Genomic DNA, 14,389 nt, shown 5'->3' on the forward strand with positions numbered 1-14,389 from the left:
TCCGAATAATTAGAGTAAGGTACTGTGGTAATGTATTAATTTCAGGAGGCAGTGGATGTCTATCAAACTGGTTGCTATTGATTTAGATGGCACATTACTCAATCCCCAACATCAAATATCCCCAGCTGTTAAAGATGCCGTCATACAAGCCAGTCAAAAAGGGGTTTATGTCGTACTCGCATCAGGGCGCCCTTTTTCAGGGATTGCTCCTTACCTAAAAGAGTTAGGTCTCGATACTGCTAATAATTATTGTATTAGTAACAATGGCAGTGTTATCCACCAAGCAAGCGATGGCAGTCATTTAGTAGAAGTGCCGTTAGATTTTGATGATTTTCAGTATTTTGAAGAATTAGCTCGGAATGTGGGAATTCACATGCATGCCCTTGCAGATAACACGATGTTTACCGCTAATCGTCATATTAGCCACTACACCGTAATGGATGCTTATCTCACCAATACGCCGCTGGTATACTGCCCTGTCAATGAAATGGACAATTCTCTCGCATTCACAAAATTTATGATGATTGACCACCCTGAAACATTGGAAACGGGTATCAGTTATATTCCTGAAAATGTTTTCGACAACTATGCCTTAACCAGAACCAGCCCTTATTTTCTTGAAGTATCCAATAAGGCAGCCAATAAAGGTGCGGCACTTCAGATTATCTGTGAAAAATTAGGTCTGACTCCTGATAAAGTCATGAGCATTGGCGACCAAAATAATGATATCCAAATGCTGCAATATGCCAGTGTTTCTGTCGCGATGGGAAATGCGGTAGAGCCTATACGTAAGATGGCGAAATTTGTCACCCGTACAAATGAAGGAGATGGTGTCGCTATCGCCATTAATAAGTTTGTTAATGTGTAATTCGTCAGTCAACCAGAAAACAGCCCATGTACGTGAGCTGTTTTCACACACTATCTAACCTGTTTTTGTCTGGTTGCAAGAAAACAAATAATTGAACCGACAGTAACCATCAAGACGCCTTGCCAGAAGCCCAACGTTAATGCTGTGCTTAATAAAACGGAAGCGAATGCCGTTGAAATAACAGGGGTGAAATAGGATAGCGTGCCCAAAAAAGCAACATTGCCTTTAATGACCGCAAACGTCCACAAGGCATTCGCCCCTCCCGTCGCAATAGCCGCAATAAGTAATAACGTCAGGCTATTTGGCGTAATGTTAAATTCACTAGGCGCACTAAATAAATAGAGAATCCACAACCCTATTGCCGTCATAATAAAAAAGAGCACCATTCCATTGTGCCCACCAGAGATTCGTTTCGTTACATTGCTATAAAATGACCAAAAAATTGCGCCGATAAAGGCGAGAAAATAACAAAGTGGGTTACTTTGAATATTGGCTAAAATAGAGTCAGTAGAAAGTGGCTGATCGCCTGAAATAACCCAGACAAGCCCCATAAATGCAAGAATTAACCCTATAGCAAGTAATACGGTAAAACGCTGACGATTAAAAAATACGGCTAAAGCGATAGTAAAACTTGGCCATAAATAATTCACCATTCCAAGCTCAATCGCTTGCTGACGATTATTGGCCAAACCGAGTGCAAGTACAAAACAGATTTCATAACTGACGAACAGCAGTGTTCCCCATAACAAATAGCGTTTAGGGTATTGTTTTATCTTTGGAAGGCCCATTGCTAAAACTAAAACAATTGAACCAATGGTATACACTAATGCAGCACCGCCTACAGGACCGAAATTCTCACTAACACTACGGATCAGCCCAACCATAGTGCTCCACAATAGGATAGAAATCACCCCATACAGTGTCGCAGCGTATTGACCTAGTTTCATTATTTTCTCTGCCAGTTAATTTCAAAAACACACCTAATAAGCAATACTATTATTCTTTTAAAAAACCTTATAGCTCAATACATTGGAATGCAAGTACTTTTCTTTCAACATAAAAAAATTCCTAGGTATTAACCTAAGAATTTTATGATTAAATATTTTTTTGATTACCGGGAGCTTTCTTTTTCAACCCATTTCTCAACTTGCTCTTTTTCCCAAATCCCTTCTTCAAATTGTTTTTTCAATTCAGGGTGTTGGTTAATATCAAATGTGGGAACTTTTCCTGCCGCTAATTGTTGGTTGTAATCTTTGGCTAATTTGAATGCGATCCCCGATAATAAAAGTATTGCAATAAGGTTCGTCACAGCCATTAATCCCATAGACAAGTCAGCTAGCTTCCATATAAATGGCATTTCAGCCAAGGCGCCAAACATTACCATGCCAAGTGCCGCTAAACGGAAGATAAACAAGCCCGCCGTATGGTTATTTTCTAAAAAGATCATATTACTTTCAGCATAAGCATAATTTGCAATGATTGATGTAAAAGCAAAGAAAAATATCGCAATTGCAATAAATGTGCTTCCCCAGCTGCCTACAGCCGATGACAATGCTAATTGAGTCAATTCAATACCATTAATTTTATCAACTCCGCTATCTAATACCCCAGACGATAAAATAATAATCGCTGTCGCACTACAGATAACAATTGTATCCATAAAGACACCAAGCATTTGAACATACCCTTGGGAAGCAGGATGCGGCGGATAAGGCGATGCAGAAGCCGCTGCATTTGGTGCTGACCCCATCCCTGCTTCATTGGAGAACAAACCGCGCTGAATGCCTTGAGTCATCGCTTGAGCGACACCATAACCTACAGCTCCCCCCGCCGCTTCTTGCAGCCCAAATGCATTACGAATAATCATCATAAACACATCGGGTAAGCGCTCAATATGGTGGCCAACAACCCAAAAAGCTAACAATAAATAGGCAAGAGCCATAATAGGTACAACAAGTTCTGCCACTTTTGCTATTGATTTTAATCCGCCAAAAATAATGACACCACTAAGGATAACTAAGCCAATACCGACATAAAGTGGATTGAAGTCAAAAGCAACTGCGGTCGCTTGAGCAATTGAGTTAGCTTGAACGGCATTAAAAACCAACCCAAATGCGATAATAAGAAATATAGAAAACAGGATCCCCATCCAGCGTTGATTTAAACCTTTTTGCATATAATAAGAAGGCCCTCCTCGGTAATTTCCTTGGTCATCCTTCGTTTTATATAATTGAGCTAATGTACATTCAACGAATGACGTTGCCATTCCAAGTAATGCAACTACCCACATCCAAAATATTGCACCAGGCCCTCCTGCCGTTAATGCGATAGCGACCCCTGTTAAGTTTCCAGTGCCAACCCTTGCAGCGAGGCTGGTGCACAACGCTTGAAATGAAGAAATCCCTGCGCTATCAGATTGCTTGCTATTTTTCAGGATACCAAACATATGGCCAAAATGCCTGATTTGAATAAAACCTGAACGAATAGTAAAATATAGCCCAGCACCAAGTAATAAATAAATGAGCAGGGAGCCCCAAATAATATTCGTTAATGAGTTTATAAATTCTATCAAATTACTCTCCTTTTTTATTAAATCAACTAAGACAACTAGTTGGTAATTGAGCTTACCCCATATCAGCCAAACATTTAAATATAACCACTAAAAGTAAAACAACCATATATTTAATATAAAAACAGCCTATCCATGAAATTATATTTTTTTATCTTTGATGTAAATTCATTTCGCTTTTTGAAAATTTTTAAAATCGAAAAACACAAAACAAAGTGATTAAAACAGAAACAGTTAAATATATATTAACAATAATATCAATAAGTTAACCAATAAATAATTTTACTTTAAAATCTAAAATCAATCGTTTGATTTTTAGCTATTTTTTTAAACCATTAACTAATTAAGATAATGGTTAATCTTAATTCATTACATTTTAACCAAAATATGCTTAATACAATTTCACACCAAAATTAAATAAAACTATATTTAAAAATAAAAATTAATTTATTTAAATTATAAAGAATATATTTTTTTATATAATTACAGCACTTTACTGTCAAATAATGATAGTCTTAAAACGAATATTGCTTATGCATTCCGATAACAATACACTGAACGCAAATTCGCTTTATTGACAAGAGGTTAACATATGGAAATTACGATTACAGTATCTGATGATTCAATTGAACAGCTCCCTGCTAAAACTTATGATGCGTTTTGTGCAGAGTTAAAAGCTCGCGTTTTAGAAGTTTATCCTAGCAGCAACTTATTGATTACCCATGATAGCGGACCAACAACTTTCTCAACCAAAGGTTTCCATAACGATAATGAAGCTCACATCGTTTTACATGAACTCGTTGAAGATGTTTTGAAACATGGTCATTGGCTAAAAAATAACTAAGCACCACGATTAACCATTACTGGCTGTTGCTGTAAGGCTTCAGTCAGTTTTTTATCTCCTCCAAATCCCCCAATATTCATCTTTGCATTCCTAAAGCCTGATCCAGATCATAATTAACCTTCTATTTTAATGTACTTGAGTAAAATGCCTTTATTTTTTACCGTTATATGCTAGAGTATATAACGTAATTTTCATTTACATTGCTTTTGCTAATTATAGCGGCCAGTATTTATACTGGCTCTTTTTTATGAAATGATGCGAAAAGCACCTCAACCTCCCCCGTTTTAGTCCTAATCTGCTATAGTAATTCCGAGTGTTTATTTAGAGTAACTATTCATTGAGTGCAAACTGAGGTATGACTATGAAGCGTTTATTACTGGCTCTTTGCCTGTCACCCGCATTAGCTATGGCAGCCAATGCCCCGTTAAACATTAGTGAAACTGCCAAGGATTATTGTGAAATAACAGGTCAGGCGCTAAGTGAGGCATACAGCACTAATAAGAGTAGTGACGACTTAACCCGTGAAACAATTGCGAAATTGAAACGCGAAAACGTCGATTTGAAAAAACTAGAGACTGTTGAAACTGATCTTCGTCAAAACCTTACATCAGCGATTGATGCAATTCGCAGCAACAAATCTCAATTCAAAAATGAAGCCGAGTTTTCTAAATCATTAAATGATTCAATATCAGCGTGTAAGATCCAGACAGAATTGCTTTTAAATAAATCGTAACCAAAACAGTTCTCACCACAAACTAAAAAGAGCGCTACATAAAATCGCGCTCTTTTTCATTTAATCATTTTTTAACACATAGATTTTCTATTGAGAACTGCAACTCAGGTGTTTCACTGATAATTAGCTGGCTATGTTCAGAAAATTTACCATCTTGAACACTAACATTAGCTACAAAAGGCAATCTGTCATTTTGAGTGGAAGTGCTATATAACCCACAAACTCGGTAGCTTTCCCCCTCTTTGTATTCACTCTTTAAAACAATTCTGACATCATTAAATGTAATATTGCTTGGTTGGTTTAACTTCTTCTCAACCAATTGCTTAGCTTCACTTTCAACGTCTGAATCCCCAATTGTGGTAACAAAATGGTAAGCAAAAACCCCCAAAGCTAATAACACAACGATTAAAAGTTTTGTTTTGATACGCTTCAATCGACTACCCTTCATGTAAAATGTTAATACTCATCATTATAGAGGTTTAGTCACTGTAACAGTGAGCAAAATGAGCCTTTCAGCTGCCACAGATACACTACCCTACTCTTTTTTAGCATTCATTTATATTTTACTATGCACAAATAATATTTTTTATCTTTCTATTATTTATTTTTATTAATATTAGTTGTTTTTATATCATTTTGTTAATCATTGATAAAAAAAACATTTTAAGTTTTCATTTCTAGTTTTATACTTAGCGTATTCCCGTATTTTGACCGCCAATTATTTTATGAAAGAAAAAATCGTTAAAAATTTAGTTGAATTAACTTATGGCACAAATAATGATGTTAAAATTGCCGCCATCAATGCATTAGGTGATTATAAATGTTCTATTGAACAACAACATGCTATCGACCGGTTATTAAATCTGTGTGATGATTATAATAAAGATATTGCTGTCGCCTCAATAACCTCACTCAGCAAGCTCGCTAAATTTTTCACTGAAAACCAGTAAGTTAACTAATTTTCAATTATTTTAACAACCTATTTTCATTATGTAGAAATAATGAATGAATATTGCATAAAATATGGTTTATGTATTTAGATAAGTAAATCCAATTGAATTAATTAATTAATTAAGCTGCCAATATAATAATTAATAAATATTCCAAAGGAGATGAAATATGAACATACTTAAACCATTAATTATTTCAGCAAGTTTATTGGTGGCAAGTTTCTCAACTTTTGCTTATCACGGAGATGGTTACGGAAATGGCAATGGGTCTTGGCATCGTGGCGAATATCAAAACCAACAGCAATATAATAACCGTCCTTGTGATAACTACCGCCATAATAATTATAATGGACGTCATCGGGGTATGATGCAATATTCAACCTCAATTCAAACAACTCAACCTGAAGAAGCACTTAAAAAAATAGTGACTGATGTTCCTAAAGGTGAAAATGGCAAACAGTACATGGTTAAAGTTGCCGTGGTCGAAATCACACCCCCTACCCCCGTACAAGCTCAATAATTGAAAAAACAGGGTAGCTAAAGCTACCCTGTATATTACATACATCTAATAATTTTTATAGGCCAATAGGCTGATAACCTTGCCATTTTGGCATAAAATGCTCCCCGTTTTGTTTCTCAACAAGGTGAATATAAAAATCCCCCACTTGTTGTAGCAATAAACAGTCATCTACATCTTTTAAATTATCTTTATGCTGTTGTTCACTGTTAACTAATAACTTTTTAATGGCCTTTTGCTTTGCTTCATCGGCTGTTTTCGCAACAAAAAGATCAAATTCGTGTAATTCTGCTAAGCTGTTTGGGGTATACCCACCGACATTAACAAAATACAATTTATGGCTAGTTTTTGAGGGTTCTCGGCTTAGAGTCACATCAAAACCATCAACCCATGTAATAATTGCATAACCATCAATATGAATCTTATCTTTATCACCAAACCAAGCTTCTCTCAATGTTGGCCAGGCATCCTTCGGTTTTTCTGCAACAACAAACTGGATATCGTGAACCTCTATATTTGATTTGCCTGCATTCCCACCAATGTAAAACATAAATAATTTCATTCTAACTCCAATTTATTACCATGGTTATATACTTAATTATACAACCATTATAATTCAATTCATAATCTTCCATTTTGTAGGAAAATAACAACTTAAATTTTTACTTATCCTTTTCATTATATTCGTTTTGTTCACATTACGTCCTCTACTCGGCATCACTGTCAGTAGCATAAAAAATGAATAAAAAATCATTTTTATTATATAATTATTTACTTTGAAATTATTTTGAGTAATCTAATAAGCTCAAGAATAATAATTTCAGGGAATAATTATGGATCGTCGTTCATTTCTAAAATCCACATCATTAGTAGCTGGTGGATTAGCGCTAAATACACTTATAAATCAAGCTTCTGCTAATACAGCATCGATACAGCTACCAGATGCTAAGCATCCGCTATTACTCAATTTTAATGAGAACTCATTAGGGATGTCCCCAAAAGCGAAAGACGCCATTATCGCTGCTTTACCAAATTCGTTTCGCTACCCTGACGATGCACGGGCTGAATTAATCACCAACATTGGTTCGCTTTATAATTTATCTGATAAGCATATTAGTATCGGTAATGGTTCATCAGAAACCATCCAAGCTGCCGTTGCCATGTTGGTAAATAAAGCTAAAAACCAAGGGATCAAAATCCAACTGGTTACCCCTGATCCTACGTTCAATTATGCCGAGTTATACTCGCTTCCACTTGGCGTACAAATTACAAAAGTTCCTCTAAAAGAGGATTTGTCTTTTGACTTAGAAAAAATGGAGCAAGCCGCAAATAATTTTGATGGTTTATCCATGATTTATATCTGTAACCCAAATAACCCAACTGCCATGATCACTCCTCATAGCCAGTTAGATGGCTGGATGAGTAAAGCTCCCGATAACCAGTTTTTTATTGTTGATGAAGCGTATGCTGAATTCGTTGAAGACCCTGACTTTGTCAGTGCAATAGAGTTAGTTAAAAAAGGTCAGCAAAACCTTGTCGTGACACGAACGTTTTCAAAAATATTTGCGCTAGCAGGGTTACGTGTTGGCTACGGCGTAGCAGCACCAGAGGTTATTGCCGCAGTCGATGAGTTTTTATCTATAGATAATACAAATACTGCCGGTGCAGTCGCTGCCATTGCCTCACTAAAAGATAAGCCATTTATTGCACATAGTCTTAAATCCAATAATTTATCGCGTAAAATTGTCGAAACAGCACTGAATGAATTGGGGTTAGAATATGCGCCTTCCCAAGCAAACTTTATTTTTCATAAAGTAAAAGGTGATGTAAAAACCTATAAGCAGCGCATGGCAGATGCTAACGTGATGGTTGGGCGAGAGTTCCCTCCTGCTGTAGGTTGGAACCGTTTAACACTAGGAACCCCTGAGGAAATGGAACAATTCGTCACGGTTTTAAAAGAATTTCATAAAAAAGACTGGGCATAATATCCCCAATCCCGTGCTATAAAGTAAAAGGAACAGGCGCTAACCTGTTCTTTTTATTTTTAAAATGGTCCTTTAAAAATAAAAAATGCACCTGCAAATATGAGTATAAACCCAATAATATGGTTGATTGTGATACTCTCTCCCAAGTATAAAACTGAGAAAAGTACAAACACACACAGAGTAATCACCTCCTGCATAGTTTTCAATTCGGCTGCACTGTAAAACTGATGCCCAATACGATTTGCAGGGACCGCAAAACAGTATTCAACAAAGGCAATTAACCAGCTAAAGAACACCACTATGTATAAAGGTTTCGTGGTAAATTTTAAGTGACCATACCAAGCAAACATCATAAAAACATTTGAAACGATAAGTAAAAATACAGGATATAATTTTGCTAACATTTTTTTCATAGTAAGAAGGTAATTTGCATTATTATGAAATTAAACAATCACAATTTCAATGCGGTATATTAAGCCTATTATTCATTCTAAAAGCCATTTTAATTTAGCTAAATGGAGAACTACATGTTTATTCAATATCGCCTAATGACGCTTACAGATAGTCCTAAAGTCGCTCATTTATTGCAAGCTAATGCGCCATCTAACCATGGTGAACTTCTCGGTGAATTTCCACTTCCTAAGGTAGAAGCTATGCTTAAAGGAAGTTCAGGAACCATTATCGCCTTCACACCTCAAGACGTGATCGGTGTTGTTTTCAGTTTTAATCCGTTATCTTCCTCACTCCCTCCTATTGCTCTTTTTATCCTTGAACACTTTCCAGACCTTATCAAAGATAATTGGCTTTATGGGCCCGTTTGTATTGATAACGCTTACAGAGGCAAAGATATTCTTAAGAATTTATATGCCAAAATCTGCGCCTTGAATACAGGTAAGCCTATTGCCTTTATTAATACTCAAAATCAACGGTCATTAGCTGCCCACCAAAAATTAGGTATGCATGTTGCCACAAATTTTATTTTTGATAATACCGAGTACCATCTTATGATAGGAAATTAATTCAGTACTACTTAGTACATTTTTATTTCATTTTGTTCATATTTTGATAAACTAAATAAATTACTGTATTAAGGAGTACATTTTATGACAGACTTTCTTTCTGTAAACCAAAAAGCATGGGATAAACAAGCTGAATCACAGCAAGCATGGTCCACACCCGTTGATTCAAAAACTATCTTTGAAGCTAAACAGGGTAATTGGCAAGTTCACCTTACTCCCTCCCCTGTATCAAAAGATTGGTTAGGTGACATTAAAGGGAAGAAAATTCTTTGCCTCGCATCTGGCGGTGGCCAGCAAGGCCCTGTATTAGCTGCTGCGGGTGCACAAGTTACTGTTTTCGATTTTTCAATAAAGCAGCTTGAGCAAGACAAAATGGTCGCAGAGCGAGACCACTTAACATTAGAGACCGTACAAGGTGATATGCGCTCACTATCCATGTTTGCTGATGAAGAGTTTGATATTATTTTCCACCCTATATCAAACCTGTATATTCCGAACGTAGCGCCAGTTTGGCAGGAATGCCACCGTGTATTAAAAATGGGTGGAAAATTATTATCTAGTTTTTTCAACCCCATCGTTTTTATAGGTGATCGGGATAAAAAGTACTATGAGCAAGGTATCATCAAACCCAGTTACGCTATGCCTTTTTCTGAATTAAGCACTTTATCTGAAGAACAAATCGCACTCAAGAATGAAAAACAAGAAGCTTTTGTATTTGGTCATTCTTTAACTGATTTAATTGGTGGGCAGATTAAAGCAGGGTTTCATATTGCAGGCTTTGAGGAAGATTGGCAGCCTCATCCACGTTTTGTTGTTGACCATTATTTGCCAACATTCCTATCAACGATGGCAGTTAAAATTCGCTAAATATCTTACATTCGTTGGCCGGATAGCTAACGAATGTAAATTTATTAGAATAGATTACTCATCTCGGTGGCAATAACGATCCCAGACAGCTTCAAATTGTTCGGGGGGAATAATATCATCTGTTTTTTCAACAAATGGAATTGAAATCATCACTTTGCCCGTTCTATTTTTATGTAACCTAACAATAAATCGCTTATAACCATGCGGTAATTCATTTTCAAAACCGAAAACTTCACCACAATAGTACCCTGTTTCCTCACCTTCATCACTTTTTGTTAATACATAATATTTCACATTTTTATACGTAGCAGCAGACGGATACGCTAAAAAATCTTCAACAGAACTTCTCACTCTACTTTCAGTATCCAACTCTGGATCCAGAGTCACTTCCGTCATGATACCGGCAATATATGCACATCCAGCAACGAGTAACAGAACTAAAGACCTTAATAACATTTTATTTATATGACCAAGAGAAAACATTAAATACTATTATAGTTTATGCCTATAATTTTGCGACCTCAAAGAGCAAGCAAGTTGTTTATTTTTATCGCACTCTCATTTATTAAATGCTATTTCACACTAAAAACCAAACTTGATATCAGTTTTTACGACCTACTGAGTAAGTTGCCAAACATAAACTAAAATTGCGGCTGTAATTACCCAAACGACTGTCGCCAAACTTAAGCTCCCCCAAGCTGTCATTTTTGTTGCGAATAAATATACCGTGAGCAAATACATAGCATATGGAATCAGTGACCATAACCCAAATAATGCAGTTTTTCTTAATGCTTCTGTCCCTTGTTCTTGCACCACAATCACGTGTGCAATAAGTGCAAATGTTGGAAATAATGGCACTAAACCAGCTATATAATAAACTTTACTTCGCGAAAACAAGGCAATAATAAGCACAGCAACAGCACCAATGAGACATTTCAAAAATAACGAAATCATCCTAACCAATCCCTTTTTATTTCTGCTAATTATTATCAACTAATATTTAAACGTTAACAGTATCACTATAAACAATAACAGCGTTTATAAACTATTTTCATTTTGTTAACCAAACCGAAAATTAAGCAATTTCATCTAGTTTTCATTCGTTTTTATGAACTAAGTCATATTACTGACCATAAAGTATCCATCATAGATGCCGATACATTCAACTAGTCCCTACGCCTGATGCTTTCGCGTGACTATATATAACATTTTAGCCTATTGGACAGCTTTGATTTGCTCCTGGTTAACAACGTTATGTCTGAAAGTCGTTATTTGTATGTATTCAAAGCATACTGCTCGATGGTATGAAAGGAAATAATCAATGATGTCTGATACTTCAAAAAAAACTAAATTCAGTTCGGCTAAATTCACCTTCACTGGCCTCAAAACGACAACGTTAGTCTGGTTTATTTCAGGACTGCTGATTGTTCTTCTACTGTCAACTTGCTGGTTTTTCTTTAGCTCGTTAAAACAGTATCAAACAACGCTCAATAACCTGGATATAATTTATAACGAACAAACTGAATTAAACAATACGTGGCAGTCACTCCTCCAAGCTCGTAATACCTTAAATCGAGCGAGTTCACGCCACTTATTGATTATCAATAAAATGAAAACATCGAATACTGATATCGATAGTCTTATCCAGTTTTATCATCAAAAAATGACACAAACTAGCGCGTATTGGAAACGTTTTTCTGACAGTTCCATGTATCAAAACAATGCCGCTTTCACCGATTTAGAAAAATCTTACAACACATTATATGCAGCACTGAATGAGCTTTCTGTATTCTTAGTCGAAGGCAAAACTTATGACTTTTTAAATCAACCCACCCAATCGTTTCAAGATGCATTTGAAAAGAATTACATAAATTATCACCAACAGCTTAATACCAGTTATCATGACATCGCAGTTGCAAGCGAAAAACTTTATAACCAAAGCATTATTGGTCTTATTGTAATTATGGTAATAATCACCATTATCACGCTATTTATACGCTTTATTTTGCAATTTTTCTTTATCCGCCCGCTTAACCAAGTCATTGATGGTATTGAGAAAGTGAGTCAAGGCATTCTTTACCACAGCTTTGATAATAAAGGTCTTTCTGAAATAAAATTGCTTAAACATCATGTCTCTAATATGCAATCCAAGCTCATAGATATTGTTAAAAATATCTATGACAATACACATCATATTAAAGTTGAGTTAGGCGATATTACTCAAATGAATCATGACCTATCCATTCGAGCAGATCAGCAAGCTGCTGCAATTGTTGAAACAGCTGCCAGTGTAGAAGAACTAGACTCTTCATTTAAACTCAATACCGCACATACGAACCAATCCTGCCAGCTCATGTCAGCAACCAGTATCACTATTGATAAGAGCAATGAACTCATTTCTGATGTCGTAGAAAACATGGATGATATCGTTGATTTTTCAAAGGAAATCAGCAAAATCACCTCTACTATTGATAACATTGCTTTCCAAACCAACTTGTTGGCACTAAATGCAGCGGTTGAAGCTGCGCGGGTCGGTGAACATGGGAAGGGATTTGCCGTAGTAGCGAATGAAGTTCGTGAGTTATCAATTAGTTGTACACAGGCTTCAAAAGAAATCAAATTACTCATCAATAACTCAAATGATAAAATCAATCACTGTTTCCAATTAGCTGCGGATGCAAACGATAATATTGTTTCGATTGCCCAAGACACATCCAACATTAACGAAATGATCCAAAGTGTTGCCCTCGCATCTAATGAGCAAACTCACGGTGTGAGCCAAATTCATCTTGCTATCAATGAACTCGATAATACAACGCAGGCAAATGCTTCAATGACTCGTGAACTGCAATCTTCATTAAAAGCTTTAGAGTCACAATCTGATTTATTGGAAGAGATCATCGCTGTATTTCATATTGAAGCCAAAGAGACAAAAGAAACTGAGATGACCATGCAAACAAAAGAGCAAAAACTGAACTAAATAACGTTATTCAACTTAAGGGCGCTATTTTATTGCGCCCTTATTATATTTCCTCTCATAATCCCCCTTCTTTGCTCGTGTTTGTTTGTTATTTAATATTACTCACACATTATCTGATATAACATATTACGATTACTTTGAATGACTATGAGTACACTATGACAATTAAAATTACCGTTCTCGTTGATAACAATACCCTAATTGATAGTTATTTTTGTGGTGAGCCAGGTGTTTGCTACTATATTGAAGCCGATAACAGAAAAATATTATTCGATACCGGCTACTCCGATATTTTCATTAATAACGCCCAAATACTCAGTATTGACCTAGCTGATATAACAGACTTAATTCTTTCCCATGGACACAATGACCACACGTGGGGATTGGGTCATCTCATTCAACATTTTGATCGTCGTAATGTTGAAACAAAACACCCTAAGCAGCTTGTTTATCACCCAGATGCACTCAAACCCAAAAAGTTTCAATCAAAAGTTATTGGGACTAACACACCCAAAAATATACTTGAGGCATACTTCACGTGTATTGAATCAATCAAACCATATCATTTATCCAAAAACGTTATATTTTTAGGGCAAATTCCGCGTAATAACCACTTTGAAGGAAAAGAACCTATTGGCAGCACAATAAATGAAAACCTACAGAGTATTGATGATTATGTACTTGATGATACAGCTATCGCTATAACAACCACTGAAGGTCTAATCATCATAACAGGCTGCTCTCATTCAGGGATTTGCAACATTGTTGAATACGCAAAATATATAACCGGAATAGATAAAATTGTTACTGTTATCGGTGGATTTCACCTGCAGCAGGCCTCTGATGAAGTTTTAGAGCACACAGCTAACTATTTTAATCAACAAGATTTATTACAGCTCCACCCTTGTCACTGCACTGATCTTGCTGCCAAAATCCATTTATCCAAGTATGCCCCTGTAAAAGAAGTTGGCACAGGCTTGCAATTAACATATCCCAGCTAATAAGCAAAATGCCCAGCATCATCTGGGCATTTACGACACATTATCTGATAAAATAA

17 protein-coding genes are annotated in these 14,389 nt (G+C 36.0%); 10 read left to right on the forward strand and 7 right to left on the reverse strand.

Annotated features, from left to right (window positions below):
* Positions 1-55 precede the first annotated feature (55 nt).
* The gene (gene yidA / locus AC4IFO_RS00680) at positions 56-868 is read left to right on the forward strand and encodes a sugar-phosphatase (RefSeq protein WP_490730989.1); all 813 of its coding nucleotides are present in this window, start codon (positions 56-58) and stop codon (positions 866-868) included.
* Positions 869-918: 50 nt separating this feature from the next.
* Here yidA and yddG read toward each other — a convergent pair whose 3' ends face one another.
* Both yddG and AC4IFO_RS00690 read right to left on the reverse strand, forming a co-directional pair.
* A complete protein-coding gene (gene yddG, locus AC4IFO_RS00685) occupies positions 919-1,815 on the reverse strand; it encodes an aromatic amino acid DMT transporter YddG (RefSeq protein WP_490730991.1) in 897 nt (298 codons plus the stop codon).
* A 164-nt stretch (positions 1,816-1,979) separates the two neighbouring features.
* Positions 1,980-3,440, reverse strand: a complete 1,461-nt coding sequence (locus AC4IFO_RS00690; protein ID WP_490730993.1) for an alanine/glycine:cation symporter family protein — start codon at positions 3,438-3,440, stop codon at positions 1,980-1,982.
* Between the two features lie 589 nt (positions 3,441-4,029).
* On the opposite strand from AC4IFO_RS00690, the gene AC4IFO_RS00695 reads away from it, so the two are divergent.
* Together AC4IFO_RS00695 and AC4IFO_RS00700 are read left to right on the forward strand one after the other, a co-directional pair.
* A complete protein-coding gene (locus AC4IFO_RS00695; RefSeq protein WP_490730995.1) occupies positions 4,030-4,281 on the forward strand; it encodes a penicillin-binding protein in 252 nt (83 codons plus the stop codon).
* A gap of 361 nt (positions 4,282-4,642) precedes the next feature.
* The gene (locus AC4IFO_RS00700) at positions 4,643-5,014 is read left to right on the forward strand and encodes a hypothetical protein (RefSeq protein ID WP_490730997.1); all 372 of its coding nucleotides are present in this window, start codon (positions 4,643-4,645) and stop codon (positions 5,012-5,014) included.
* 64 nt (positions 5,015-5,078) lie between these two features.
* Here AC4IFO_RS00700 and AC4IFO_RS00705 read toward each other — a convergent pair whose 3' ends face one another.
* Positions 5,079-5,447, reverse strand: coding sequence for a hypothetical protein (locus AC4IFO_RS00705; RefSeq protein WP_490730999.1), 369 nt, complete (start codon positions 5,445-5,447; stop codon positions 5,079-5,081).
* A 292-nt stretch (positions 5,448-5,739) separates the two neighbouring features.
* On the opposite strand from AC4IFO_RS00705, the gene AC4IFO_RS00710 reads away from it, so the two are divergent.
* Positions 5,740-5,964, forward strand: coding sequence for a HEAT repeat domain-containing protein (locus AC4IFO_RS00710; protein WP_219247452.1), 225 nt, complete (start codon positions 5,740-5,742; stop codon positions 5,962-5,964).
* Positions 5,965-6,133: 169 nt separating this feature from the next.
* Positions 6,134-6,484 carry a hypothetical protein gene (locus AC4IFO_RS00715; protein ID WP_490731001.1) on the forward strand — a complete coding sequence of 117 codons (351 nt, stop codon included), beginning with the start codon at positions 6,134-6,136 and terminating at the stop codon, positions 6,482-6,484.
* Positions 6,485-6,539: 55 nt separating this feature from the next.
* Here the strand turns inward: AC4IFO_RS00715 and AC4IFO_RS00720 are convergent, their stop codons facing one another.
* A complete protein-coding gene (locus AC4IFO_RS00720; protein ID WP_490731003.1) occupies positions 6,540-7,043 on the reverse strand; it encodes a DUF1543 domain-containing protein in 504 nt (167 codons plus the stop codon).
* A gap of 271 nt (positions 7,044-7,314) precedes the next feature.
* Between AC4IFO_RS00720 and AC4IFO_RS00725 the strand changes: the two genes are divergently transcribed.
* Positions 7,315-8,466 carry a pyridoxal phosphate-dependent aminotransferase gene (locus tag AC4IFO_RS00725; protein ID WP_490731005.1) on the forward strand — a complete coding sequence of 384 codons (1,152 nt, stop codon included), beginning with the start codon at positions 7,315-7,317 and terminating at the stop codon, positions 8,464-8,466.
* Between the two features lie 59 nt (positions 8,467-8,525).
* On the opposite strand, the gene AC4IFO_RS00730 is transcribed toward AC4IFO_RS00725, so the two are convergent.
* On the reverse strand, positions 8,526-8,870 hold the full coding sequence (locus AC4IFO_RS00730) for a DMT family protein (protein ID WP_490731007.1): 345 nt from the start codon (positions 8,868-8,870) through the stop codon (positions 8,526-8,528).
* Between the two features lie 123 nt (positions 8,871-8,993).
* On the opposite strand from AC4IFO_RS00730, the gene AC4IFO_RS00735 reads away from it, so the two are divergent.
* Positions 8,994-9,485 (forward strand): N-acetyltransferase, encoded by a 492-nt coding sequence (locus tag AC4IFO_RS00735; RefSeq protein WP_490731009.1) that lies wholly within the window; start codon positions 8,994-8,996, stop codon positions 9,483-9,485.
* 84 nt (positions 9,486-9,569) lie between these two features.
* Positions 9,570-10,352 (forward strand): class I SAM-dependent methyltransferase, encoded by a 783-nt coding sequence (locus AC4IFO_RS00740; protein WP_490731011.1) that lies wholly within the window; start codon positions 9,570-9,572, stop codon positions 10,350-10,352.
* A gap of 54 nt (positions 10,353-10,406) precedes the next feature.
* Here the strand turns inward: AC4IFO_RS00740 and AC4IFO_RS00745 are convergent, their stop codons facing one another.
* Together AC4IFO_RS00745 and AC4IFO_RS00750 are read right to left on the reverse strand one after the other, a co-directional pair.
* Positions 10,407-10,835 carry a hypothetical protein gene (locus AC4IFO_RS00745; protein WP_490731013.1) on the reverse strand — a complete coding sequence of 143 codons (429 nt, stop codon included), beginning with the start codon at positions 10,833-10,835 and terminating at the stop codon, positions 10,407-10,409.
* A 132-nt stretch (positions 10,836-10,967) separates the two neighbouring features.
* The gene (locus AC4IFO_RS00750; RefSeq protein ID WP_490731015.1) at positions 10,968-11,306 is read right to left on the reverse strand and encodes a GlpM family protein; all 339 of its coding nucleotides are present in this window, start codon (positions 11,304-11,306) and stop codon (positions 10,968-10,970) included.
* A gap of 367 nt (positions 11,307-11,673) precedes the next feature.
* Here AC4IFO_RS00750 and AC4IFO_RS00755 point away from each other — a divergent pair, with 367 nt between their 5' ends.
* On the forward strand, positions 11,674-13,332 hold the full coding sequence (locus AC4IFO_RS00755) for a methyl-accepting chemotaxis protein (protein ID WP_490731017.1): 1,659 nt from the start codon (positions 11,674-11,676) through the stop codon (positions 13,330-13,332).
* A gap of 158 nt (positions 13,333-13,490) precedes the next feature.
* Complete coding sequence (locus AC4IFO_RS00760) at positions 13,491-14,333, forward strand: MBL fold metallo-hydrolase (protein ID WP_490731019.1); 843 nt, start codon at positions 13,491-13,493, stop codon at positions 14,331-14,333.
* Positions 14,334-14,389: the final 56 nt, after the last annotated feature.

This window comes from Providencia sp. UF-224, assembly GCF_058245955.1.